Source organism: Tropicimonas omnivorans, from assembly GCF_031846565.1.
Classification (GTDB): domain Bacteria; phylum Pseudomonadota; class Alphaproteobacteria; order Rhodobacterales; family Rhodobacteraceae; genus Tropicimonas_B; species Tropicimonas_B omnivorans.
Map to the genome: position 1 here is coordinate 649,204 of NZ_JAVRHL010000001.1, position 23,079 is coordinate 672,282.

At 65.8% G+C, this 23,079-nt stretch carries 28 protein-coding genes; 11 read left to right on the forward strand and 17 right to left on the reverse strand.

All coding sequences use genetic code 11. The features are described from left to right. Positions 1–32: 32 nt before the first annotated feature. The 7 genes from motA to RM543_RS03225 are packed head-to-tail and all read left to right on the forward strand — an operon-like array spanning position 33 to position 7,797. Positions 33–905: a flagellar motor stator protein MotA gene (gene motA, locus RM543_RS03195; RefSeq protein WP_311689447.1), complete on the forward strand. Its 873-nt coding sequence runs from the start codon at positions 33–35 to the stop codon at positions 903–905. Next, positions 902–2,845, forward strand: coding sequence for a hypothetical protein (locus RM543_RS03200; RefSeq protein WP_311689448.1), 1,944 nt, complete (start codon positions 902–904; stop codon positions 2,843–2,845). The genes motA and RM543_RS03200 overlap by 4 nt, the downstream gene beginning before the upstream one ends. Continuing rightward, positions 2,838–3,506 carry a transglycosylase SLT domain-containing protein gene (locus tag RM543_RS03205; protein WP_311689449.1) on the forward strand — a complete coding sequence of 223 codons (669 nt, stop codon included), beginning with the start codon at positions 2,838–2,840 and terminating at the stop codon, positions 3,504–3,506. Before RM543_RS03200 ends, RM543_RS03205 begins: the two co-directional genes overlap by 8 nt. A gap of 52 nt (positions 3,507–3,558) precedes the next feature. Then, positions 3,559–5,586 (forward strand): flagellar biosynthesis protein FlhA, encoded by a 2,028-nt coding sequence (flhA, locus tag RM543_RS03210; protein ID WP_432280432.1) that lies wholly within the window; start codon positions 3,559–3,561, stop codon positions 5,584–5,586. Beyond that, on the forward strand, positions 5,583–6,347 hold the full coding sequence (locus RM543_RS03215) for a flagellar biosynthetic protein FliR (protein ID WP_311689451.1): 765 nt from the start codon (positions 5,583–5,585) through the stop codon (positions 6,345–6,347). The genes flhA and RM543_RS03215 overlap by 4 nt, the downstream gene beginning before the upstream one ends. Further along, positions 6,344–7,423 carry an EscU/YscU/HrcU family type III secretion system export apparatus switch protein gene (locus RM543_RS03220; RefSeq protein ID WP_311689452.1) on the forward strand — a complete coding sequence of 360 codons (1,080 nt, stop codon included), beginning with the start codon at positions 6,344–6,346 and terminating at the stop codon, positions 7,421–7,423. Before RM543_RS03215 ends, RM543_RS03220 begins: the two co-directional genes overlap by 4 nt. Then, positions 7,420–7,797, forward strand: coding sequence for a hypothetical protein (locus RM543_RS03225; protein WP_311689454.1), 378 nt, complete (start codon positions 7,420–7,422; stop codon positions 7,795–7,797). The genes RM543_RS03220 and RM543_RS03225 overlap by 4 nt, the downstream gene beginning before the upstream one ends. Before the next feature lie 30 nt (positions 7,798–7,827). Here the strand turns inward: RM543_RS03225 and RM543_RS03230 are convergent, their stop codons facing one another. Genes RM543_RS03230 through RM543_RS03270 form a run of 9 tightly spaced genes read right to left on the reverse strand, consistent with a single transcriptional unit; the run spans position 7,828 to position 12,357 of the window. Next, the gene (locus RM543_RS03230; protein ID WP_311689455.1) at positions 7,828–8,322 is read right to left on the reverse strand and encodes a flagellar basal body-associated FliL family protein; all 495 of its coding nucleotides are present in this window, start codon (positions 8,320–8,322) and stop codon (positions 7,828–7,830) included. A 13-nt stretch (positions 8,323–8,335) separates the two neighbouring features. Continuing rightward, on the reverse strand, positions 8,336–9,061 hold the full coding sequence (flgH, locus tag RM543_RS03235) for a flagellar basal body L-ring protein FlgH (protein ID WP_311689456.1): 726 nt from the start codon (positions 9,059–9,061) through the stop codon (positions 8,336–8,338). Continuing rightward, positions 9,061–9,525 (reverse strand): flagellar basal body P-ring formation chaperone FlgA, encoded by a 465-nt coding sequence (gene flgA / locus RM543_RS03240; protein WP_311689457.1) that lies wholly within the window; start codon positions 9,523–9,525, stop codon positions 9,061–9,063. The genes flgH and flgA overlap by 1 nt, the downstream gene beginning before the upstream one ends. After that, positions 9,522–10,307 carry a flagellar basal-body rod protein FlgG gene (gene flgG / locus RM543_RS03245; protein WP_311689458.1) on the reverse strand — a complete coding sequence of 262 codons (786 nt, stop codon included), beginning with the start codon at positions 10,305–10,307 and terminating at the stop codon, positions 9,522–9,524. The genes flgA and flgG overlap by 4 nt, the downstream gene beginning before the upstream one ends. A gap of 14 nt (positions 10,308–10,321) precedes the next feature. Then, a complete protein-coding gene (locus RM543_RS03250) occupies positions 10,322–11,026 on the reverse strand; it encodes a flagellar hook-basal body complex protein (protein ID WP_311689459.1) in 705 nt (234 codons plus the stop codon). Between the two features lies 1 nt (position 11,027). Continuing rightward, complete coding sequence (locus RM543_RS03255) at positions 11,028–11,294, reverse strand: flagellar biosynthetic protein FliQ (RefSeq protein WP_311689460.1); 267 nt, start codon at positions 11,292–11,294, stop codon at positions 11,028–11,030. Positions 11,295–11,298: 4 nt separating this feature from the next. After that, complete coding sequence (gene fliE, locus RM543_RS03260) at positions 11,299–11,586, reverse strand: flagellar hook-basal body complex protein FliE (protein WP_311689461.1); 288 nt, start codon at positions 11,584–11,586, stop codon at positions 11,299–11,301. A gap of 12 nt (positions 11,587–11,598) precedes the next feature. After that, positions 11,599–11,988: a flagellar basal body rod protein FlgC gene (flgC, locus tag RM543_RS03265; RefSeq protein ID WP_311689462.1), complete on the reverse strand. Its 390-nt coding sequence runs from the start codon at positions 11,986–11,988 to the stop codon at positions 11,599–11,601. A 3-nt stretch (positions 11,989–11,991) separates the two neighbouring features. Next, positions 11,992–12,357, reverse strand: a complete 366-nt coding sequence (locus RM543_RS03270) for a FlgB family protein (protein WP_311689464.1) — start codon at positions 12,355–12,357, stop codon at positions 11,992–11,994. 108 nt (positions 12,358–12,465) lie between these two features. On the opposite strand from RM543_RS03270, the gene RM543_RS03275 reads away from it, so the two are divergent. Then, on the forward strand, positions 12,466–13,779 hold the full coding sequence (locus tag RM543_RS03275; RefSeq protein WP_432280433.1) for a FliI/YscN family ATPase: 1,314 nt from the start codon (positions 12,466–12,468) through the stop codon (positions 13,777–13,779). Positions 13,780–13,854: 75 nt separating this feature from the next. Here the strand turns inward: RM543_RS03275 and RM543_RS03280 are convergent, their stop codons facing one another. From RM543_RS03280 to RM543_RS03305, 6 genes are all read right to left on the reverse strand, one after another. Further along, entirely contained in the window at positions 13,855–14,493 is a 639-nt protein-coding gene (locus RM543_RS03280) for a DUF1217 domain-containing protein (RefSeq protein ID WP_311689855.1), read from the reverse strand. 176 nt (positions 14,494–14,669) lie between these two features. Continuing rightward, positions 14,670–15,074 (reverse strand): flagellar biosynthesis repressor FlbT, encoded by a 405-nt coding sequence (gene flbT / locus RM543_RS03285; protein WP_311689467.1) that lies wholly within the window; start codon positions 15,072–15,074, stop codon positions 14,670–14,672. Then, positions 15,071–15,448, reverse strand: coding sequence for a flagellar biosynthesis regulator FlaF (gene flaF / locus RM543_RS03290; RefSeq protein WP_311689468.1), 378 nt, complete (start codon positions 15,446–15,448; stop codon positions 15,071–15,073). The genes flbT and flaF overlap by 4 nt, the downstream gene beginning before the upstream one ends. Positions 15,449–15,526: 78 nt before the next feature. After that, positions 15,527–16,795 (reverse strand): flagellin N-terminal helical domain-containing protein, encoded by a 1,269-nt coding sequence (locus RM543_RS03295; protein WP_311689469.1) that lies wholly within the window; start codon positions 16,793–16,795, stop codon positions 15,527–15,529. 205 nt (positions 16,796–17,000) lie between these two features. After that, positions 17,001–17,324: a flagellar export chaperone FlgN gene (gene flgN / locus RM543_RS03300; RefSeq protein ID WP_311689470.1), complete on the reverse strand. Its 324-nt coding sequence runs from the start codon at positions 17,322–17,324 to the stop codon at positions 17,001–17,003. Then, entirely contained in the window at positions 17,317–17,589 is a 273-nt protein-coding gene (locus RM543_RS03305; RefSeq protein ID WP_311689471.1) for a rod-binding protein, read from the reverse strand. Before RM543_RS03305 ends, flgN begins: the two co-directional genes overlap by 8 nt. 113 nt (positions 17,590–17,702) lie before the next feature. Here RM543_RS03305 and RM543_RS03310 point away from each other — a divergent pair, with 113 nt between their 5' ends. Together RM543_RS03310 and RM543_RS03315 are read left to right on the forward strand one after the other, a co-directional pair. Beyond that, a complete protein-coding gene (locus RM543_RS03310; protein ID WP_311689472.1) occupies positions 17,703–19,076 on the forward strand; it encodes a flagellar hook-length control protein FliK in 1,374 nt (457 codons plus the stop codon). Positions 19,077–19,086: 10 nt separating this feature from the next. Continuing rightward, positions 19,087–19,752, forward strand: coding sequence for a flagellar hook capping FlgD N-terminal domain-containing protein (locus tag RM543_RS03315; protein ID WP_311689473.1), 666 nt, complete (start codon positions 19,087–19,089; stop codon positions 19,750–19,752). Between the two features lie 10 nt (positions 19,753–19,762). On the opposite strand, the gene ubiB is transcribed toward RM543_RS03315, so the two are convergent. Together ubiB and ubiE are read right to left on the reverse strand one after the other, a co-directional pair. After that, entirely contained in the window at positions 19,763–21,307 is a 1,545-nt protein-coding gene (gene ubiB / locus RM543_RS03320; RefSeq protein ID WP_311689474.1) for a 2-polyprenylphenol 6-hydroxylase, read from the reverse strand. Continuing rightward, on the reverse strand, positions 21,308–22,075 hold the full coding sequence (gene ubiE / locus RM543_RS03325) for a bifunctional demethylmenaquinone methyltransferase/2-methoxy-6-polyprenyl-1,4-benzoquinol methylase UbiE (RefSeq protein WP_311689475.1): 768 nt from the start codon (positions 22,073–22,075) through the stop codon (positions 21,308–21,310). Between the two features lie 88 nt (positions 22,076–22,163). On the opposite strand from ubiE, the gene mutM reads away from it, so the two are divergent. Further along, a complete protein-coding gene (gene mutM / locus RM543_RS03330; protein WP_311689476.1) occupies positions 22,164–23,015 on the forward strand; it encodes a bifunctional DNA-formamidopyrimidine glycosylase/DNA-(apurinic or apyrimidinic site) lyase in 852 nt (283 codons plus the stop codon). Positions 23,016–23,079: the final 64 nt, after the last annotated feature.

Here is a 23,079-nt window from a genome sequence, read left to right on the forward strand (position 1 = left end):
CTCGCCAGCGTTCGTCACAAGGAGTCCACGAAATGATCGGGATTGTCGGTATCGTCGTGATCTTCGTCATGGTGTTCGGAGGCTATCTCGCCGCCGGCGGCAAGATGGGGATCATCATGAAGTCGCTCCCCTTCGAGTTCACCATGATCGGGGGAGCCGCCGTCGGTGCGTTCCTCATCTCGAACGACATGTCCTCCGTGAAGCACACGCTGAAGGACGTGGGAAAGGTCTTCAAGGGACCGCGCTGGAAGCCGGGGGATTACAGGGACCTGCTTTGCCTTCTGTCGGAGCTCATCCGTCTTGCACGACAAAACCCGGTCGCTCTCGAGGAGCATACCGAAGATCCCGAAAACTCCGCCATCTTCATGCGTTACCCGCGCATCCTCGCTGACGGCGAGGCCGTCGGCCTCATCTGCGACACGCTGCGCTCCGCGTCGATGAACTACGACGATCCGCACCAGGTCGAGGAGGTGCTCGAGAAACGCATGGAGGCCAATCTCCACCACGCGCTCCATTCGAGCCATGCCCTTCAGACCATGGCCGACGGCCTGCCCGCACTCGGCATCGTCGCCGCCGTCCTAGGGGTGATCAAGACGATGGCGTCCATCGATCAGCCGCCGGAAATCCTGGGTAAACTGATCGGCGGCGCGCTGGTGGGAACGTTCCTCGGCGTCTTTCTTGCCTACGGCATCGTCGGACCCTTCGCAGCAAGGGTGAAAATGGTGACCGAGGAAGATTCCCACTTTCACCAGCTCATCCGTGAAGTGCTTGTCGCCAATCTTCACAACCACGCCGCCAACATCTGCATCGAGGTCGGCCGTCAGAACACGCCGGGCCATATTCGCCCGAGTTTCAACGAGCTTGAAGAGGCGTTGAAACAGGCCAAGACCAAGGAGGCTGCATGATCGCACGCCTCACCATCGTTGCCGCGTTCATCGCGGGAAGCGCGGCAGCGGAGCCGGTGCGTGTCCTGTCCGGGGAACATGCGGATTTCACGCGCATCGTCCTCATCTTCGATGCCCCGACCAGTTGGAGCGTCTCCGAGACCGAGACGGGGTATGACGTCCGGTTCGACCGCGACGATTTCGCCCTCGATCTGGGCAGGGTTTTCGACCGTATTCCACGGGACCGCATCACCGGCGTCAGCCAGGAGGGCGCCGCGCTCGCCATCGATACCGGGCCCGAATGTCCGTGTAGCCTGACCGTGTTCGAGGCTGGTGGAAACGCCGTCGCCATCGATGTGAAGGATGCGCCGGACGATAGCGAAGATGCCGCCCCGGCGCTGCCCACGACGTTCCCCGCATCCGTTGGTGGCGCAGCGGTGGAGGAGAGCGATCCCGCTCCGGTCCTGCCGGCAGCCAAGGATCTTTCGGATGCCGCCGAGAATGCGGACCTTCTGACGATGGAGGCCGATCTTCTGGAGCAGATCGGGCGGGCTGCAAGCTCAGGCTTCGTCAAGGTCGCCACACCATTGCCCGATCCCGAGCCCCGGCCGGACCCGGGCGTCGGCGAGGTTCCGGCACCGGTGGAGTCGGAGGTCGCCGGACGCTCCCGCCAGGTCTCCAGCCCCACCCGTGACAAGACCTGCCCCGACATTGCGTTCCTCGATGTCGTATCCGACGATGACGGCGATCCGCTTCTGGCTGTTGCCCAGGCCAGGGGGGATCTCATTGATGGCCGCGGTGATCTGGACCGGACGGCCGCTCTCGCGCTGGCGGAGGCCTATCTCAACATCGGCTTCGGCGCCGAAGCGGATCAGGCGCTCGACATCGCGGAACGCCCGCAATCGGACGTCCGCCGGGCAGTGGCACGGATCGTCGATGGGCGCCTCGACGAAACGCTCGCCTTTGTCGATAGCCATGATTGCGGCGGCATGACGACGCTTCTGGCCGTCGTTGCGGACACCGCGTCGCAGCTTCTGACGCAGGACATCGCGGACATCGAAGCGGCCTTCGCCTCCCTCACCGCGCCACTTCAGCGAAATTTCGGGCCGCGCCTCGCTGCGCATCTGGAAGACACCGGGCACCCCGAGGCGGCGCGCCGCCTTCGCCTCAAATCCCGCCTGCGCTTCGATGAGGGCCTGGTCGCGCCGATTGGCCTCGTGGAGCCAGATGCGGGCGCGGAAACCACTCGGAGCCTCCGCGACATTGTCAGGGAGGGTGGGCCGGATGCGCCAGAAGCCCTGCTCGGCATCCTGGAGCGCGTCCTCGAGGATAGTGGCATTCCGGCCCAGGAGGACCTCGCTCTGTCCGAGACGTTCATCAAGGAGCGGCACGAGGAAGACGTGACGCCGGATCTGCTCGCGGCCCTTGCGTTGGCGCGCGCGCGGGGTGGCGAGGCCTCTCGCGCCATCGCGGCCCTTGCCGATCTGTCCGCAACATCGCCTGAGGCTGAAGTCGACGATCTTGTGGAAAAGGTCGCCGGGGCCATCGCCCAGTTGCCCTCCGACGGACTGTTCCTGTCCGGGATCTACGAAATGAAGCTCGCAGGCTACCTGCCGGACCTCGCGGAGGGACCCGCCATCGCCATTGCCGAACGCACCCTGACGCTTGGGCTGCCCGCCCTCGCAAAGAACGCAATGACGGGCCTCCGAGGGGTGAACTCGCCCGAAATCAATGCACTGCGCGCGCGCGTCGCCGACGATCGGGGTGATCGTCGGCTGGCAGAGGCCTTGTCCTCCGGCGAGGTCGAGCAACCGGTGGCTGAAGAGACGCCGGATCCGCCGCTCGTTCCGCCCCGTCCGGAGTCGGTCTCCCTGGAAAGCAGCAACGCCGCCCTGGAGGCAGGACGTTCGACGCGGAGCCGGATCGAGGCTCTGCTCAGCGGGGAGGGGGCAGATGACTAGGTCGCTTTTCATCGCCCTGCTGATCGTCGTCGCGACGAGCACCTTCGCGGTCGCTTCCCACGATCCATGCAGGCAGGCCGCCCGGGACGCGGCCGATCGGACAGGAGTACCCTTCGATATCCTGCTGGCCGTCGCGACCGTCGAATCGGGACGAACGGCGAACGGGAGGAGTTCCCCCTGGCCGTGGACGCTGAACATCGAGGGCACCGGCCATTACCTGCCGAGCCGTGCCGCCGCCGAAGCGGCCTTCGCCACCGCCCTCGCCTCCGGTCGCACCAGCACGGATGCCGGCTGCTTTCAGGTGAATTACCGTTGGCACGGCAGCGCCTTCGATCGACCGGCCGACATGCTGGATCCGCAGGCGAACGCGCTCTACGCCGCGCGTTTCCTGGAAGATCTGCACGGCGAATTCGGTGACTGGGAGGCGGCCATCGGAGCCTACCATTCCCGCGATCCGGTCAGATCCACCCGCTATCTCGCCAAGATCCGCGACGCGCGATCGCGCGCGACACCGGGTGATCCGCCGGCGCCGGCCCCGGCGCGCCAGATTGCTCGCGCGAGCAGCTATCCACTCCTCGTCGCGGATGGCGGCAAGCGCTCTGCCGGGTCGCTGTTTTCCACGGCGGGGCGCGCGCGGCCACTCTTCGGGGCCCTGAGGTAAGAGGTCAGACGTGAAAGTGTTCAAGCCGACGATCCTGCTTGCCCTCGCCTTGATGGGCGTCATCGTCATGATGATCCTGCCGGTCCCGGCAATCGTCCTCGATATCGGACTGGCCGCGTCCTTCGGGCTTGCGATCCTGATCTTCACGCTGACGCTCTTCATCGAGCGTCCCCTCGATTTCTCCAGCTTCCCGACGATCCTGCTCGCGTCGCTGATGCTGCGCCTGTCGCTCAACGTGTCGTCGACGAAGCTCATCATCGGCCAGGGACACACGGGAACGGCAGCCGCGGGCGGCGTGATCCAAGGCTTTGCCGACTTCGTCATGGGCGGCTCCCTCCTTCTGGGTCTCGTCACGTTCGGCGTGCTGATGATCGTCAACTTCATCGTCATCACGAAGGGTGCGGCCCGCATGGCGGAGGTCGGCGCGCGCTTTGCGCTCGATGCCATGCCGGGCAAGCAGCTCGCCATCGACAGCGACATGTCGGCCGGCGCCATTGGTCATGAAGAGGCGAAGAGTCGACGCGAGACCGAACAGCAGGAAACGACCTTTTTCGGTTCGCTCGACGGCGCATCCAAGTTCGTGAAGGGCGATGCCGTGGCGGGCCTTCTGATCACCGGGCTCAATCTTGTCGTAGGCCTGATGATGGGCGTCCTCGTCCATGGCATGCCGGCCGGCCTTGCCTTCGAGACCTATGCGATCCTGACGGTCGGCGACGGCCTCGTGACCCAGATCCCCGCTGTCATCATCTCCATCGCGGCGGCGCTCCTGCTCGCAAAGGGTGGCGCGCGCGGCGCAATGGACATGGCCGTGTTCGGCCAGCTCGGTCGCCACCCGACAGCCCTTATCGCGGTCGCGATCCTGATGGGGCTCCTGGGGCTCGTGCCCGGTCTGCCATTCCTTCCCTTCGTTGCCGGCGCGGCGATCCTCGGGATCGCGGGATACCGGGCGATGAAGAGCGAGAAGCTGCGCGAAGCCGAAGAAGCCCGATCGATGGAAGCCCCGGCAGACATCCGCGAACCCTCCATCGGGGACATGCTCGATCTCGACGATATCCACGTCGAATTCGCATCGGACCTCGTCGACATGGTGCTGGATCCCGCAACGGGCCTCGATGCGCGGATCTCGAACATGCGCAGCCATGTCGCCTCCAACTTCGGGCTCCTGCTCCCCGAAATACGGTTGACGGACAATACGGCGCTCCCGTCCGGCACGTACAACGTGCGTATCCATGGGGTCATCCAGGCGACGGATACGCTGCGTCCGAGCCACCTTCTCGCGCTGGTCGGCGATGCGGTCGGCTTGCTGCCTCCGGGGGAGGACGTGTCCGAGCCGGTCTACGGCGCGCCCGCCCGCTGGATCGGCGATCAGGACCAGGAGGAGGCTGCGTTCGCCGGCGTGACGATCGTGACGCCTGCCGAAGTGCTCGCCACGCATCTCCTCGAGGTGGTGAAGCAGAATTTCCCGCGCCTGATGACCCTGAAGGCTCTGCGTCGCACCCTGTCCGAGCTGACCAACCTGTCGGACCCGGCGCGCTCGGAAGCAAACCGCAAACTCATCGATGAACTCGTCCCGGACAAGGTCCCGGTCGATCTGCTTCTGGCGGTCCTGCGGCTCTTGCTGGAAGAGCGGGTCTCTATACGCAACCTTCCGATGATCCTCGAGGCCATCGCCGAGGCGCGCACCGTTGCCGGGACGCCGGAAGCGGTCTGCGAGCATGTTCGTCAGCGCCTCGGGTTTCAGCTCGTGGCCGCGCTTCGGCGGCCGGACGGCACCGTGCCGCTCCTGCAGCTTGCGCCGGAATGGGAAGACCGCTTCCGCGCCTGCCAGGTGAATGCCCGGCAGGGAACGCATGAGATCGCGCTGCCGCCGGACGAGTTCGACAGGCTCTCGACGAGCCTTGCCGAGCGCCTCGCGCAGGCCGCGAGGGACGGGATCAACGCCGGTATCGTTGCGCCGCTGCAAAGACGACGTTTCATCACGTCCGTCCTCGCCGCGCGTGGGCTGACGGCACCGGTCCTGTCCTACGAGGAAGTGGGAATGGACGCGCGTCCGTCGATGATCGGGCAGATCCCGGCGTGACCGCCCTGGCGGAGATAGTACCAGGGGTGCAGCCCTACCTCGCCGTGGCCATCGCCGTCTTTCTCAGGGTCGGAGCGGCCCTTGCGGTCCTGCCCGCCTTCGGGGAGCGCAGCGTGCCGCAACGCATCCGCCTCGTCGCGGCGATTGCATTCACGGTGATCGTCCTTCCGGCGGCCGCGCCCCATTTTCCGGAGGAGCCGCTCGGCGGCCGCGCTTATCTCACCGAGCCGCTGACCGGCCTTGCGTTCGGAATCATGATTCGACTGACCGTGCATGCCCTGCAGATCGCCGGCACGGTCGCGGCCCAATCGACGTCCCTGTCGCAGATGTTCGGGAATGCCGGCACCGATCCGATGCCCGCCATAGGTCACGTTCTCGTCGTTGGAGGTCTCGCTCTCGCGGTGATGGCGGATCTCCACGTGCGTGCCGCTCAAGCCATGATACTGACATACGACATCGTACCGCCCGGTCGGCTCATTCCGTCGGGAGATCTTGCCGAGCTGGGAATCGCGAGGATCGGTGAGGCGTTCGCGCTCGGCTTGGCGCTCGCCGCGCCCTTCATGATCGCCGCGTTTCTCTACAATCTCGCGCTGGGCGTCATCAACCGCGCTATGCCGCAACTGATGGTCACCTTCATCGGTGCTCCCGCGATTACGGCCGCGGGTCTCATCCTCCTCGCGCTGGCAGCACCTCTCATGCTGCAGGTCTGGCTCGGGGCACTCGAGTCCGCCCTCGAGCAGCCGTTCGGGATGCCGCGATGAGCGACAAGGATGGAGCGGAAAAGAGTTTCCAGCCAACGCAGAAGAAGCTCGACGATGCGCGACGAAAAGGGGAAATCCCGGCTTCGGCCGATCTCAACACGGCGATGGCCTACGGGGGACTGCTGATCGGAGCGGCGATGTTTGGCGGGGCGGCATTCGCCTCGATCGGTGCCATCGGAGCCGGCTTCATCGGCGCGGCGGATCGCTGGGCGCCCCTTTTCCTCGACGGCCGCGGCACGGCGGCCATGGGTGGCACGTTGGGCGCATCGGCGCTCGCCATCGCGCCCATCTTCGCGCTCCCCGCCGGCGCCGTGGCCGTCTTCCTGCTCGCTCGGCGAGGTGTCGTCTTCGCGCCGGAAAAGCTGCAGCCCAAGCTGTCGCGCATTTCGCCGCCTTCTACGATGAAGCAGAAGTTCGGCCCGTCCGGACTCTTCGAATTCGCCAAGAGCCTCGTGAAGCTGATCGTCGTGAGTGCGATCCTCGCCTCGTTTCTTTCTTTGCGAAGCGAGGAGATCATCGGCAGCGCCGCCCTCCCGGCGAAGGGCGCGATCGCCCTGCTTCTTCGGACCGGTCTCGAGTTCCTGGCGGTGATCGCCGCGCTGCAACTTGTGATCGGCGGCATCGATTTCGCGTGGCAGCTCTTCGATCACAGGCGCAAGAACATGATGTCGCTGGAAGATATCAAGGACGAGACGAAGGAGAGCGATGGCGATCCGCACTTGAAACAGGAGCGCCGTCAGCGGGCTCAGGCGATCGCTTCGAACCGCATGATGGCGGACGTGCCCGATTCATCCGTCGTCGTCGTGAACCCCACGCATTACGCGGTCGCGCTGAAATGGGATCGCTCGCAGCCCGGCGCACCGGTTTGCGTGGCAAAGGGCGTCGATGAGATCGCGGCGCAGATCCGGCGAACGGCGAGCGAAGCAGGGGTGCCGATCCACGGCGATCCGCCGACCGCGCGAGCTCTCCACGCAACGGTCGAGATCGGCGCCGAGATTCCCGCCGACCTCTACGAACCGGTCGCTGCCGCGATCCGGTTTGCCGAGCGGGTGCGCGAGAAGGCGCGCGGGCTGTGACCGGGAAACGCCGCGTCGCGGACGATCCACGTTTGCCGCGCCTGCTCGATGCGGCAGAGGCGGCGTGGCGGGGACGGCAGAGAAAGCTTGCCCGAGCGATGGCGGCGGAACGGGAGGCGGCGGAGGCGGTCGCGGACCTGGATGCGCGGAAGGCGGAATGCCTTGCCATGATGTCCGGGGCAGGCTCCGCGTCCCCCGCCCAGTTCATGGCGGCATGCCGTTGGATGCAGTGGGCGGAGGCGGAGCGTGGGGAGCGTAACGCGGTCCTGGCCCGCGCGCGGGCGGCAGCGATGGCCGAGCGGGACGCGGCACGTCCGGTCTTCGGCCGCGTCGCGGTGCTGTCGAAACTGAGCGGCAAGAAGCCCGGCGGTTAAGCCACCGAGCTCCACGTCCGGGCGGAGCTTTCAGGAATCCTGCCGCGCGATATCCGTGATCAGAACGTCCACCACCTTCGGCCCGACGACGCCATGGGAAACGCTGAGCAGATCGCGCCTCAGCCCGTTCATGACCGCGGCGTCGGTGAATGTCCCGCTGAAGCCCCCGGCATTGGCATGGTCGAAGAGCACGCGCAGAAAGCCGTCCCGCAGTTTCGGCTCGCGCGCATAGACCTCCTCCTGAAGTGCCGGCTCGGTCTCCAGGCTGATCGACATCACGATCATCGAGATGACTCGCTCGCGGGACATGACCGGAACGATGAACTGATTGTTGAACTTGACGAACTCGGTGTCGTTCGACGGTTGCGGGATCGGGGCCGCGGCGGGGCTGGCGTCCCCGTCGAGCGGAGCGCAGGTCTCCGCCAGGTCCTCCCCCTCGCCGTCGGGCTTCAGCGCAAGTCCCGCCGCGATACCGCCACCGCCGCCTGCGAGCGCTAGGATGAGGGGAAGGAGAAGTTTCTTCACGGGTCTGGCTCCGTCAGAAAGGCAGGATGATATCGGCGATTTGCTGACCGATCCGCGGCTGCTGCACGTCGGTAATCTGTCCGCGGCCGCCGTAGGAAATGCGTGCTGACGCGATCTTGTCGTAGGTGATCTCGTTCTGCCGGGAGATATCCTCGGGCCGGACATAGCCGGACACGATCAGTTCGCGGATCTCGAAGTTGACCCGCACCTCCTGGCTTCCTTGGACGCGAAGAGCGCCGTTCGGCAGAACCTCCGTCACGGTCGCGGCGACGCGGAGGGTCAGCTTTTCGTTCCGGCGGACCGATCCGTCCCCGGCGGAAGAGCTGGAACTCGACGCATCGACCGCGTCCGCGAGGCTGGCGCCAAGAGGAAGACGCGGATCAACCCGCTGGGGGATGCCGACGAGCGATGGAATCGCCAGATCCTCACGGCCACTGCGGCTGCGCTCGGTCGAGTTCGAGATCTCGGCTTTCTCGTCGATCTCCACCACGACGGTCAGGATGTCCCCCTGGGCGCCTGCGCGCCGATCCCCCAGGAGCGATTGGCGATCCCGGCTCCATAGCGATGCCCGGTCCACCGGGCCCTCCGGCTCGAGCGGTGTGGCGAGGGGCGCGGCAACCATGGCGTGGTGCTCGTAATTCCCTGAGTTCGATGTGAAATCCGGGGCGCGGCCGATATGGCCCACACGGTTGCAGCCTGCTGCGGCCAGGCAGAGAAGAATGACGGCGAATGCGCGCATCAAGGGGACTCCAGTGCAAGTTCGAGGTCCGAGTTCGGGCTCAGTACGACGCGCCCCGATCCATCTACGCGGCCGGTGACCGTGGTTCGGGAGCTGAGATTCATGGCGCGAATGCGGTCACCTTCGGCGCCCCGGTCGAGCGCGCGCCCTTCGGTGGCAATCGCGACACCGCCGGCACGATAGATAAGCGTAATTAGGGCGTTGCGCTCAACGAGGGCAGGGGGCGCGAGGTCCCCGGGGCGAATCGCGCGATCCGGATAGAGCGTGACCACAGCTTCGAGGCCGATCGCTTCTGCCGGGTGTTCCAGTGCGCCCGTGGTCTCGCCGGGGAGGATCTCGACATCCCCCGGGGCGATGATCGTCTTGGCTCGGATGACACGTGTCGCAACGAGTGTCTCGGCCGATGCCGGCAGGCAGACCAGAAGAGCCGCAAGCGGCGCGAGATATGTCGCGAGGGCCTTCATCGGATTTGCGTTGTCGCGCCGAGCATCTGGTCGGCGGCGGAGATGACCTTGGCGTTCAGCTCGTATCCGCGCTGGGCCTGGATCAGTTCCGTGATCTCGCGAACCGCATCGACGGTGCTGTCCTCGAGGTAGCCCTGGCGCAGGGTGCCCAGGCCATCGACACCGGGGGTGGACACCAATGCGGGGCCGGATGCTTCCGTTTCGAGAAACAGGTTCGAGCCCATCGCCTCGAGGCCCTTGTCGTTGGAGAAGTTGGCGAGCGTGATCTGGCCCAGGAGCTCCGGCTCGACGCGATCCGCGAAGTAGGCGTAGATCTCGCCTTCGCCGTTAATGGACAGGCTCCGCGCATCGTCGGGAATGGTCAGACCGGGAATGATGGGATAGCCGTCCGCCGTCACGATGAGCCCGTCCGGCGATCGTTTCAATGCGCCGTCTCGGGTGTATCCGGACGCTCCGCTCGGCAGTTCAACTTCGAGATATCCACGCCCCTCGATGGCGATGTCGAGATCGCCGCCGGTCGCGCTGAGCGCCCCTTGGGCCACGTTGACCGTCACCGCCGAGGGGCGGACGCCGAGCCCGATCTGGACGCCTGCTGGCAGCACTGTCCCGTCCGATGAATTGATCGTGCCGGGGCGGGTCAGCTGACGGTAGTGCAGGTCCGCGAATTCGGCGCGACGGGCGTTGTAGCCCGTGGTGCTCATGTTCGCGAGGTTGTTCGAGATGACGTCGACCCGCATTTGCTGGGCCGTCATGCCCGTCGCAGCAATCTTGAGTGATTCCATGGAGATATATCCTCTCAGCCGAGCGTTTCGATGACGCTGGAAACGCGCTTGCTCTCACGGTCGAGGAAGCCCTGACCGAGCTCGTAGGCCCGCTGCACCTCGATCATCCGCGCCAGTTCCAGCACCTGATTGACATTGGCCCCCTCGACGAAGCCCTGCAGGATCGTGGCGCTCTCGGCGGGGTCGGTTCCGCCCTCGGCGCGGAAGAGCGTATCGCCCGTGCGCTCGAGCTCGGTGGGGTCGCGTGGCACAACGAGACCGATCTGCGAGATGGGTCGGCCGTCCGCGCTTACCGTGCCGTCCGCCGCGACTGCGACTCCCCGAGCGTCGGGCGGGACGAAGATCGGGGCGCCCCCCGCGTCGAGCACGAGATGACCGTCGGGAGTGACGAGGTCTCCGTTGCCGCTGGGCTGAAAGGCTCCGGCCCGCGTGAGGCGGGGGCCGTCCGGAGTTTCGACGGTGAAGAAGCCCTCCCCCTCGATCGCCAGGTCGAGCGTTCCGCCCGTGCGGTTGAGCGGCCCTTGCGACAGATCCACGTTCCGCCCCCGCGCCGCGCCCATGCTTGTCGACGGCCCCTCGCCGGCGGAGGACACCCATTCTGAGAAGATGACCCCCTCGCGGCGGAAGCCGGTCGTCGAGAGGTTCGCCATGTTGTTGGCGATGGTTCGCATCTCGGCCATGAGACCACTCTGCCGGGTCAGGGAAATATAGGACGACATGTCAGATCCCCGCGATCAGCGGCACGAGCCGCGCGGTGAAGAAGTTTGTCAGCGCACCGGTCATGAACCCCATCGAGATCCAGAAGGTGCAGACGATGGCGAGGAGCTTCGGTACGAAGGTAAGCGTCATTTCCTGCACCGAGGTCAGGGCCTGAAACAGGCCGACGAGGAGGCCCGCCGCCAACGCAACCGCGAGGATCGGCATGGAAGTCACGACCGCCAGTCGCAGACCCTCGCGCAGTACGTCGAAGAAAACGGCCTCGCTCATGGGGTCAGACCGGCATCCGCAGGATTTCCTGATAGGCCTCGACGACCTTGTCGCGGATGGTTGCCGCGGTTTCGACGGCCAGCTCGGTCTGCGCCAAGGCGGAGACGAGGGAGTGGGGGTCGGCTTCGCCGAGCATCGCCGCCTTCGCCGTCGCCTCGCCCTTCGCGACCGTGGCGGTCATGTTCCGCATTGCATCACCGAAAACCGCGCCGGGGCCGCTATCGGGGTCGGGTGCGGTGACGGGGCGTGCATCTGCATAGCCCCTGAGGGCGCCGAGAGCTGCGATCTCCATTCTGGATCTCCTTTAGCGTTTGATCAGATCGAGCAGGCCGGCCATCATCTGCCGGGCTTGATCGAATGCCTTGAGGTTGGCCTCGTAGCTGCGTTGGGCTTGACGGGCGTCCGCGATCTCGATCATCAGATCGACGTTCGATCCCTCGTAGGTCCCGCTGGCATCGGCGAGGGGGTGGGAGGGATCGTGAATTCGCTCGCGATCCGCCTGGCTCAGCCGAACGGGGCCCGTCCGGACGGCGCGCGTCTCGGTGCCGGTTTCCTCCAGGGTGAACGCGACGGTCTTTCGCCGGTAACCGGGCGTGTCCACGTTGGAGATGTTCTCCGAGACATGCTTGATCCGGGCGGCCTGAGCTTTGAGGCCGCTCGCCGAGAGCGACATGGTGCGTGCAAGATCGTTCATCCCTTACCGCCCCAGGCCGTGCCGGATGACGTTGAGCGCGTTGCGGTAGATCGCGAGCGCCATTTCGTGCTGTTGCCGGGTCTCCGACGACTTCACCATCTCGGTCTCGACGGAAATGGTGTTGCCGTTCGGGTCCGCGCCTGACTTCTGGGCGATGACGTCCGGGGAGCGGCTCCAGCCGGTCACCAGATGCCCGGCCCGCGTTCTTGACGGGCCTGACCGGGACGTCGCGTCCCAGACTTCGCTGAAGGGCGCGATATCGCGGGCGACCTCGCCGGGCATATCCACGCGCGCAATGTTGCCGGCGATAAGCGCCTGGCGACGCCCGGCATGGGCCGCCATGCCATGGGCCATTTTGAAGACGTTCAAGGTGTCGAACATCGGGGTTCTCCCGTTTGCTTCAACACTCTTTTAAGCCTGATTCCTTTAAAAACCGTTTGCAACAAAACGGGGAGGCTCAGAATGGCCGAAACTTCCATAGAAAACCTGTTCGACGCGGAATTCCGGGACCGGAGCGCGTTTCGGCCGGCGGGAAGAATTCTGTCGGCGGGACGGGGTCTGTTCGAGGTCGGAGGTCTCGCAAGAGATGCGGCGCTCGGCGATCACGTTCGGTTCGAAGGAGTGGCTGGGCGGATACGGGGGGAGATCGTCGGCCTGTGCGATAGTGCGGTCAGTGTCTTCCCCGACGGAGATGGCGCGGGACTGAGGGTCGGAGATCCCGCGGTTCTCATGGGCCCTCCCACGCTCGCGCCGGATCAGGGATGGCTTGGCCGGATCGTCGATCCTCACGGCAAGCCGCTTGACGGGCGCCCGCTCGGCCGGTCCTCAAATCCGCGCGCGCTTTTTTCAGCGCCGCCGCCGGCCTCCGCCCGCAAACCGTTCGGGCCACGGCTCGATACGGGTCTTGCGGTGTTCGACACGCTCCTGCCGGTTGTTCGAGGGCAAAGGATCGGGCTTTTCGCGGGGTCGGGCGTCGGGAAATCGTCCCTTCTCGGAATGCTTGCCCGGGGACTCGAAGCCGATGTCGTGGTGATCGCGCTCGTCGGGGAGCGGGGGCGGGAGCTCGGCTCCTTCGTTCGCGACGTCCTCGGACCCGAGGGCCTTGCTCGGTCCGTTGTCGTGGTGTCGACGTCGGATCAGCCTCCGTTGTCCCGGCGGCTGGCCTTGCCGGCGGCTTTGACGGTGGCCGAACATTTCCGCGATGAGGGGCAGCATGTTCTTCTCCTGGCGGATTCGATCACCCGGTTTGCCGAAGCGCATCGAGAGGTTGCACTGGCGTCGGGCGAACCGGCGTCGATGCGGGGCTTCCCGCCGTCCATGTCACATGCGGCGATGTCCCTAGCCGAGCGGACGGGGCCGGGTGCGTTTGGATGCGACGGAGACATCACGGCCGTGTTCTCCACGCTGGTCGCCGGCTCGGACATGGATGAGCCAGTGGCAGATACGATACGGGGCGTACTCGACGGGCACGTGGTTCTCGATCGCGAGATTGCCGAGCGCGGCCGCTATCCGGCAATCGACGTCTTGCGGTCGGTCTCCCGGAGCTTGCCTACGGCAGCGACGCCGCGGGAAAACGCGATTATTGCGACCGCCCGACAAAGGCTGGGCGCCTATGCGCGCGCAGAGCTCATGATCCAATCCGGCCTCTACGAGCCGGGCTCGGATGCAGCCACGGATGCTGCGATCAAGGTATGGGCGTCGCTCGATCAATTCGTGTCCGAACCCTCGGACTGCGTCGCATCCTCTTTCTTGAAGTTGTCCGCCGCGCTTGCGCCGGGAGGGCTAATGTAATGTCGGTCCGAAGGGATTCCGCTCTCGCAACGGGGCGGATGCCGGGCAGAACAGGCAGGAGGCGGCCTCGTTTTTCTATCTCTGCCTGAAACTTGCCTGAAGGGTGGCGGCCTGACTGACGAGGGTCAGGGCCGCAGATCCCGTCGTAGCGCCGAATGCCTCGGCGTCCGAGCGAACGAGGAATATGCGGATCAGCTTTTCCATGCGTTCCGGCTCAGCGAAATCGGCCGCGCTGCTCGCGCCGAAACGTCGTTCAGCGATATCCTTGAACGTGTCGAGCTGTGCGTCGATGTCGAGAGCGCCGAACGAGGACGGGAGACCGAACGCCTTTTCGAAGACGGCCCTCAGAGGCTTGTTGCCCATGATCGTGTACCATCCGGTGTTGGCTGATCCACCGGCGTTTGAAAGCTCGCTCAATTCCCGCCGCGCGCCGAGTGCAAGGCGGAGGTTCGCGTCCTGCTCGCCCACGTCCTTCTCGAAACTTCGAACCGCGAACTCCTTCAGGATCGAATTCGCAAAGTCCGGGCGAATGGTCTTTGGCGGCAGACCACTGCCGAAGCCGAACGCGGCGGAGAATTTCCTGTAACGTTTATCGGCAAGACGGTTGGAGAGTGCGTCCGGCTCGATCGTGCCATCCGACAGGATACGTTCGACGAAGGCACGGTTATTGATATCGTCCTCGAGGCCGAAGGCACCAAGCGCGACGCCGAGCAATCGCCGGTCCGCGACGAGGTCGGCCGCAGAGGTGATCGATCCGATTTTCTCTGCGAAGTACGCCTTGTCCCGCGACGAACTCGAATGCTCGGCATGTGTCTGCTGCTGACTTTCGAGCGTTCTCGTCAGAAAACGCCAGCCGCCATACCCGCCACCCACGACAATCGGCTGAAAGCTCATGCCAGACCGCTCGACATCAGGCGATCTTCCTCCGGGATCAAGCGACGCAGAATCTTGAGGGCTTGGTAAAAATTCTTCTCGTGGACGAGATCTCCTGCGATCGAGAGCACCTGCAGCCATTCGCGTGCAACGAAGACTTGGGATAGCTGATCGATTCCACGCAGGATCTGATGCTGGGCCTCGTCCGGGGCCGCGTCACCGGCGAGGACGAGTTGCGCGATGTAGCAGACCCGGCGCACCGGAGTCGTCGCTTCCTCCGGGTGGATGGCATCTCTAAGCCGCAAGATGTTTGCGTTCTTGCTGACGATGCTCAGGCGGCTGCGGCGTTCGCCGTTCTCGATAACGGCTCCATTGATCAGCACGCGCTCGCCGGGCCCCAGTTTGAGGACGAGCCCGCTCATGCTGCCTTCCCCTGTGGTGCAAGACCGCGCATGACGGATCTGTTGATGTCGACGAGGGGTTCGGCGCCCATTTCGCGGCGCAGGACCTGGCGGCTGTGGTGGTCGACGAACCGGGCGAGGTAGAAGAGGCGAGCACGAAGTTCGCTGGGCAAGCCGTTGTCCGTATCCGCGAGGTCCGCCGCCAGGATGATCCAAAGGCGGCGGTTGGCATGGACGGCGGAGGCCAGGGCCGCGAAGTCGTCGGGGCCTGCAGAACATGCGGATTGCAGGCGTCGGGTGACGTCTGCGAAGACGGCGTATTCGGTGCCGCGCTGTGTTCGGATCGGCGCCGATCCGGATCCGTAGGCCATTCGGGCCATGTCGACTGCGTTCACTGGATTTCCTTCCGGATGTTCGTGTCTCGAACACTAGATCGGGTCGGGGGCGCGATTGACCGCGCCCCCGATTGTGCCTTAGCGGAACAGCGAGAGGATCGACTGCGGCGCCTGGTTGGCGATGGACAGGGACTGGACGCCCAGCTGCTGCTGCACCTGCAGCGCCTGCAGCTTGGCGCTCGTTTCTTCCATGTCCGCATCCACCAGCGTACCGATTCCGGCCGTCAGGGCATCGGACAGCTCGTCGATGAAGTTCGCCTGGGTCTCGATACGGCCCTGGACGGAACCGAATGCTGCCGCGGCGGTCGTTGCGGACTGGATCATGCCCTCGATGTTCCCGAGCGCGGTTTCGGCATCGGTTTCGGTGGCAACGCTCAGGTTCTCGAGTTGAGCCAGGGCGCCCGTGCCACGTTCCTGCGTCAGAGAGATGGCGATGCCCGCCTCGTTCGTCAGGTTCTCGACGTCGAGGGTGCCCGCGCCGAGGGACAGGTCGAACTTCGTATCGTCAAGACCAGCTGCGGCCAGACCGTTCTTGAGCCCCGACAGGACGGCGTTGTTGTCGTCCCCGGCCTGCACCGTATAGCTGCCTTCGGTGTTGCCAACCTTGAGACGGAGGACGTCGCCGGCGACGAGACCCGTGCTGACAGAGGTGTCGACACCGGCTTCGCTCGCCTTCAGTGCTGCAGCGCCCGCCGCGGCACCGGCCGTATCGAGGAAGTTCGTGCCGAGGGCGACCTGTGTCGTGTCGTTCGCGCCCCCATTCTCGGTCAGCGTCGCGACGCTGTTGGTGGCAGCGGTGACGGCAGTGCCGGCGGTCGTCGAGAGGTTCTGGGCATCCACGCCGATGTTGGAGATGGCAACGCCGCCGCTGGCGTTGCGATCAAGCGAGGACAGGATGTCGGAACCGAGATTGCCGTTGGCATTGAAGGCGCTGCTGGAGCCATCGACGAGGTTCAGGCCGTTGAACTGCGCGGCACCGACGACGGACTTGATCTGATCCGTCAGGGCATCGACGTCATCCTGCAGCGTGGCACGGGAGACGTTGTCGGACTGGGCCGCGACAATCTTGCCCTTCATGTCGTTCAGAAGATCGACGACCGTTTCGGACGCCTGGCGGGCAACGGCAACGGTGGATTCGCCGAGGGAAAGGCTCTCGGAGATGCCCTTGAAGCCTTTCACGTCGGATTCCATGACTTTCGAGATGGCCCAGACCGCGGCATTGTCCTTGGCCGAGGCGACGGACTTGCCCGTGGAGATCTCGGACTGGGTCTTGGTCAGGTTCGCATTGATCCCCTTGAGGGTCTGGAGCGCAACCATGGAGCTGGTGTTCGTCAGAATGCTGGACATATGAGTAAGGTCCTTGAATTGGATCGGCGTGTTCCGCCTGTTTGCATCTTCCGCCGGGAGGGGGCGGTGCGTGGTCGGTATTCTGACCGAAGCGGGCCCTTTCGATGCCTGCCCATCCGTGCTGGATGCGAGGCCATGTCTGACGCTGAAACCCTAACGGGTGGCTAAGGTGCACGGGTCAGACACGGAAGAATTGAAGTAAATATCAGCGTCTTCGTTCGAGGCGGCCGCTTGCGGGTGTTCCTTTGGCGGAGCCGGAGGCGTCGTAGGTCCGGAGCGGTGCGCTTGTTTCCGCGATACGTGAGAGCGCAGACTCGATCCCACGGGATGCCGCTTTCAGCAGGCGATGGTTCTCGGCACCGACCCGCCCAAGCGTTTCGGCAAGCGCGGCGGCAGGGCTGATCCCCTTGGCGAGGATCTCTTCCTTCCGCGCGGCGATGTCCTCGAGCCGGGCGAGGTCACCGGACAGGAGGGCCGCGCGTTCAGACTCGAGCACGCGCAGGAGACGCTTGGCGTTGCGTTCACTCATTGCTCCGCCCCGCGATCTGCTGAAAGAGCTGCTCCGCAAGACCGATCCCCCCGGCATTCGCGATATGACGCGCCTGTTCGCGGCGCATCATGTCTGCAAATTGCGCCTCTCCGACGCCGCCGCCGAAACTCTCCCGCGCCTCGCCGAAGCCGGCGTGCTTCAGCATTTCGTCGAGGAATAACCCCTCGAGCTCTGCGGCGACCTTCCGGATCGCCGCGTTTCGGTCCGCCTGGGGCGGGGCGGGCGTGGTCGTTTCGATCAGCATTCTGCCACTCCTTTTCGTCTGTGGCAGCGCTATTACCGTCCCGCCGGTAAAGAAGTGGTAAGGGGCTTGGGCTATCCAGCGGTGGTCGATACCCCGAGAGAGGCCCACAGCCGATGTTTCTCGCGCTGCCCCAGACTGTTCCGTCCGTGGCTCCCGAGCCTTCAAAAACGCCCGCGCTAGGCGCGACCAAGGGCGATTCGGGCGTGTCGTTCCTGTTCCACATGATGCCCGAGGTTGGTGTTCCGGACGGGGAGCAGGGCGCGGGATCGCCTGACGGGGAGACCCTTGGTGCCGGGAACGCCCCGGTGAACGCCCCGGATGCCGATCCGGATGCCCAGGCGGCGAACTCTTCGGAAATCGTGGATGTCGCCGGTGAGACCATCGCTCCGGTGGACGTTCCCTCGCATCGGGGCGAACCCGAAGGTGATGAGGCGGTGGACCCTGCGAATCTCCGGCCGGCGGAGGATCGGACGAGGGACTTGCGCACCGATGCCGCCAGGGCGGAGCTCGCGGCTCCCCCCCGGATCGAGGCGACCGGCGAAACGCCCATAAGAAGAGGGACGAGCGAGGCAGCAGACGTACCTCGGCAGCCCGAGCTCCGACCCGTGACGAGCAACACGCCCGTACCTGGGCAACCGGTCGATATGCGCTCAGTTGATATGCGCGCCGTCGATGTGCGTTCGGTCGATATGCGTGCCGTCGATATGCGTGCGGCAGAGGGGCCGCCTGCCGTCACCGGACGCGTGGCCGGCGGGCAGAACCCGGTCGACGGTCCTGCCGCGACCGAGGAACGACAGGTGCAGGTGCGTGTCCTGGCGGATGGGAAGACTGAAGGGCGGGCTCTGCCGGAACGGGCGCCGCCCGAGGAGGTTGAGGACAAGCCGTTGCCCCGGGCCGCGGCACCCGATCGAGTGACGCCACAGGTCAAGGTCCTGCCGCAGCAGGTCTTCCTCCAGCTGGCCACCGTCGATCCGGTGATCGGGGCCGGACAGGCAGAGACGGTTGTGATGCCTCAAGGGGGCGGGGACGCGGGGACGCTGCAGAGCGCGTCTTCCGCCGGTCCTGCGAGCGCCCCCCAGTCCAGTCCGGCGCAGGCCCAGACCCAGGCCGCGGCAATCACCCAGCAGATCGCCGACGCCGCGCGGCGCCAACCCGATGGGCGCGTGGAGATTCGTCTCGACCCCGAGGAGCTCGGTCGGGTTAGCCTGACCCTCTCCCGAGGCGAGAACGGGATGAGCGTCAGCGTCGTCGCCGACCGGCAGGAAACGCTCGACCTCATTCGGCGCCATTCCGAGCTTCTCGCCCGCGATCTCGCCGGCCTTGGGTATGGCTCTGCGAGCTTCGACTTCTCCGGCGGATCCACCCGGCAGGGCAAGGACGACGATGCGCCGTTCCAGGCCGGAGGAGTTCTGTCGGACGTAGCCGGAGCAGAGCCTGTCGCTTCGATCGCAATGGCGCCGGGCACGGGCCTCGATCTCAGATTATAGGAGACCAAGAATGGATGTTTCGCCAGCACAGCTCACCTCTCAGGGCACTCAGGCAAGCGCGAGCAAGGCGGCAAGCGCTGCCCTGTCGTCCGACTTCGAGACGTTCCTGAAGATGCTGACGACCCAGATGGCCAACCAGGATCCGCTGAACCCGATGGAATCGTCGGATTTCGCGCTTCAGCTCGCGACGTTCTCCGGCGTCGAGCAGCAGGTCCAGACCAATCAGTTGCTCGAGGGACTGGCCCAGTCGATGGGGGCCGGGAACATGGCGCAGCTTGCCGGATGGGTCGGCATGGAGGCGCGGGCGGAGGCGCCGGCCGCGTTCTCCGGGCGGCCGATTACCGTCGTGCCATCCCCTCCGGCCGAGGCCAGCACCGTCGATCTTGTGGTGCGGGACGCCGAAGGCGTGGAGCAGGACCGTGTTCGCATCGGGGCGAGCGGCTCGCCGCTGGACTGGACCGGAGAACTCATGGGGGGCGGGATGGCCGCGCCCGGGACCTACAGCTTCGAGACGGAGGCGCTGGACGAGGCGGGCGAGGTGATCTCGACCGACCCGGCGGAGGTCTACGTTCCGGTCACCGAGGCGCGGAACGCCGGGGGGCAGGTCCGACTGGTGCTCGCCGGCGGCGCGGAGGTCGCCGCCTCCGAGATCGTCTCTGTCAGGGCAGGACAGTAGCGGACCGGCATCAGAGCAGGGTCATGACCCACCCGGCAAGGAGCGCCGAGGCCGCGCCGAACGCGAACCACAGACCGCGTCTCCTCGGCTCCTCCCTCCGCCCCTGCTCCTGTGCCTGATCCCGCCGGTCCTTCTGCGATTCGCGCAGGAGATCCTCGGCGAGATGCGGCAGGCGCGGGCCGAACCGGGACAGGACACGCGCCGTCCGTGCCAGATCGCGTGCGAAGGCCTTGGGGCCGAGATTGTCGCGGATGTAGGTCTCGACCACGGGCTGCGCGGTGTTCCAGATGTTGATGCGTGGATTGAGCGACCGCGACACCCCTTCCACCACGACCATGGTGCGCTGCAGAAGAATGAGCTCCGTCCGCGTCTCCATCCCGAAACGCTCCGTGACCTCGAAGAGATAGGTCAGCAGGCGGCCCATCGAGATGCGGGAGGCGTCCATGCCGAAGATCGGCTCGCCGACGGCGCGCAGGGCCCGGGCGAACTCGTCCACATCGCGGTCGGCCGGGACGTACCCCGCTTCGAAGTGCACTTCTGCAACCCGCCGGTAATCCTTGCGGATGAAGCCGTAGATGATCTCGGCATAGACCCGGCGGGTGTAATCGTCGATCCGCCCCATGATGCCGAAATCGAGGGCGATGATGTCCCCCTCCGGAGAGACCTTCAGGTTCCCCTGATGCATGTCCGCATGGAAGTAGCCGTCCCGGAGCGCATGGTTGAGGAACAGCTCCAGCACCCGATCGCCGAGGGCCGCGCGGTCGTGCTGCATGGCATCGATCGACGGCAGGTCATTCGCGGGAATGCCTTCGGCCCAGTCCAGCGTCATCACCCTGCGGCCGGAGAGGAACCAGTGCACGCCCGGCACCCGGAACCCCTTGTCCGCCTTGGTATTCGCGGCGAATTCTGCGGCTGCGGAGGCTTCCATCCGCAGGTCGAGTTCACCGAGCACGGTGTTCTCGAAATGCTCCACGACCTCGCGCGGCCGCAGGCGGCGGGAGGCGGGGTGAAGCGTCTCGATCACGGACGCGATCAGGTAGAACGCATCGATATCCCGGCGGAAGGCCTGCTCGATGCCCGGCCGCAGCACCTTCACCGCAACCTCCTGTCCCGTCTCGGCGACACGCGCATGGTGAACCTGCGCAATCGAAGCGGCGGCGACGGGCTCCGAGAATTCCGAGAAGAGCGTGTCGGGATCGGCTTCCAGCTCCGCGGAGACGGCGGCGAGCGCCTCGCTGCGCGGGAACGGGGCGAGCTTGTCCTGCAGGACGCGGAGCTGGCGGGCGAGATCGTCGCCCACCACGTCCGGGCGCGTGGAGAGGATCTGGCCGAACTTGATGTAGGCCGGACCGAGCGCGGTCAGGGCGCGCGTTGCGGGTGGCAGCGCAGGATCGCCCTCGTCCCCGAGGAACCGGAACGGCCGCCCCAGGATACGCGCGACGGCGCGCAGGCGCGGCGGCGCATCCATCGCTTCGAGGACGACGCTCATCGCACCCGTCCTCTCGAGCGTCGCGCCGGTGCGGATCAGCCGCCAGATATTGTGGGGCCCGCGCACCTAGATCTTCCACCCCGAATGAAGTGCCGCGATCCCGAGCGAGAGGTTGCGATACGCGACGCGCTCGAAGCCGGCGGTCCGGATCATGGAGGCGAAGGTGTCCTGATCGGGGAACTTGCGGATCGATTCCACGAGGTACTGGTAGCTGTCGCGGTCCCCCGTCACGAGCTTGCCCATGCCGGGAATGACGTTGAACGAGTAGGCGTCGTAGGCGCGGCGCAGCGCATCATTCGGGACGCGGGAAAATTCGAGAACCATCAGTCGCCCGCCGGGCTTCAGGACGCGGAACGCCTCGTTCAGGGCCTCTTGCGGCCGCGTGACGTTGCGGATTCCGAAGGCGATCGTGAAGACGTCGAAGGACGATGCCCGGAACGGCAGCGCCATCGCATCGCCCGCAACCCAATCCAGCCGCTCGGCGAAGTTCTCCGCGTCCGCGCGTCCGCGCCCGGCCTCGAGCATGGAGGCGGTGACGTCGCAGATCGTGGCCGTCGCGCTCGGCGCGCGCTTGAGGAACCGAAACGCGATGTCCCCCGTCCCGCCGGCCACGTCGAGAAGGGTCTGGCCGGGACGCGGTGCCAGCCAGTCCATCATGGCATCCTTCCAGAGCCGGTGAACGCCACCGCTCATCAGGTCGTTCATCAGGTCATAGCGGGACGCGACGGAGGTGAAGACGCCCTGGACGAGCCCCTTCTTCTCGGACTCCGGGACGGTGCGTGCGCCGAAATGCGTTTCGGGGGACGTCGGGTCGCTCTGGGGATGATCGGTCATGGGCCCTTGCCGTGGTGCAGACCGCCCTTTCTTATAGGCCGTCCGGGGCAGGAGACAATGGACGGCCCGAACGACGAAGCGAGGATCGATGCCCGAATTGCCCGAAGTCGAGACCGTCCGTCGGGGCCTTGTCCCGGCCATGGAGGGTCGCCGCATCGTCGCGGCGGACATCCGCCGGCCCGACCTTCGCTGGCCGTTGCCCGAGAAAATGGGGGAACGGCTGACGGGAGCGCGTGTCCTCGCGCTGCGTCGCCGCTCGAAGTACATCCTCGGCGAGCTCGACACCGGGGAGACCCTGCTGATCCATCTTGGGATGTCCGGGCGGATCCTGATCTCCGGCCATGCCGTCGGCGACTTCGTTCATGAAGCGAGCACGCCGCAGAAGCACGACCACGTGATCCTCGACATGGATGGCGGTGCCCGGGTGACGATGAACGACGCGCGGCGCTTCGGAGCGATGGACCTGATCGCGACGAAGGAGCTGGACGCGCATCCCCTCCTCGCCGGGCTGGGTCCGGAGCCCTTCGGCAATGCCTTCTCGGAGCCGTATCTCGTCCGGCGCCTCGCGGGGCGGAAGACGCCGATCAAGGCGGCCCTCCTCGATCAGAAAGTCGTGGCGGGTCTCGGCAATATCTATGTCTGCGAAGCACTTCACCGCGCCCGTATCTCGCCGAAGCGCCTCGCGGGCCGGGTGTCTGCGGAGCGCGTGGGGCGTCTCGTTCCGGTCATCCGCTCCGTGCTCGAAGAGGCGATCGCAGCCGGCGGCTCCTCCCTTCGGGATCATCGCCAAACGGACGGAGAGCTGGGATATTTCCAGCACGCGTTCCGCGTCTACGGCCGGGAGGGACAGCCTTGCGTGACGGACGGATGCCCGGGCGAGGTGCGCCGGATCGTGCAGTCCGGGCGGTCCACCTTCTATTGCCCGGTCTGCCAAAGATAGCTTGAACGCGAGGGCGTGGCTGCTAAGGCTACGTGCTTGTGACACCGTTAAGGGGATCCGCCCA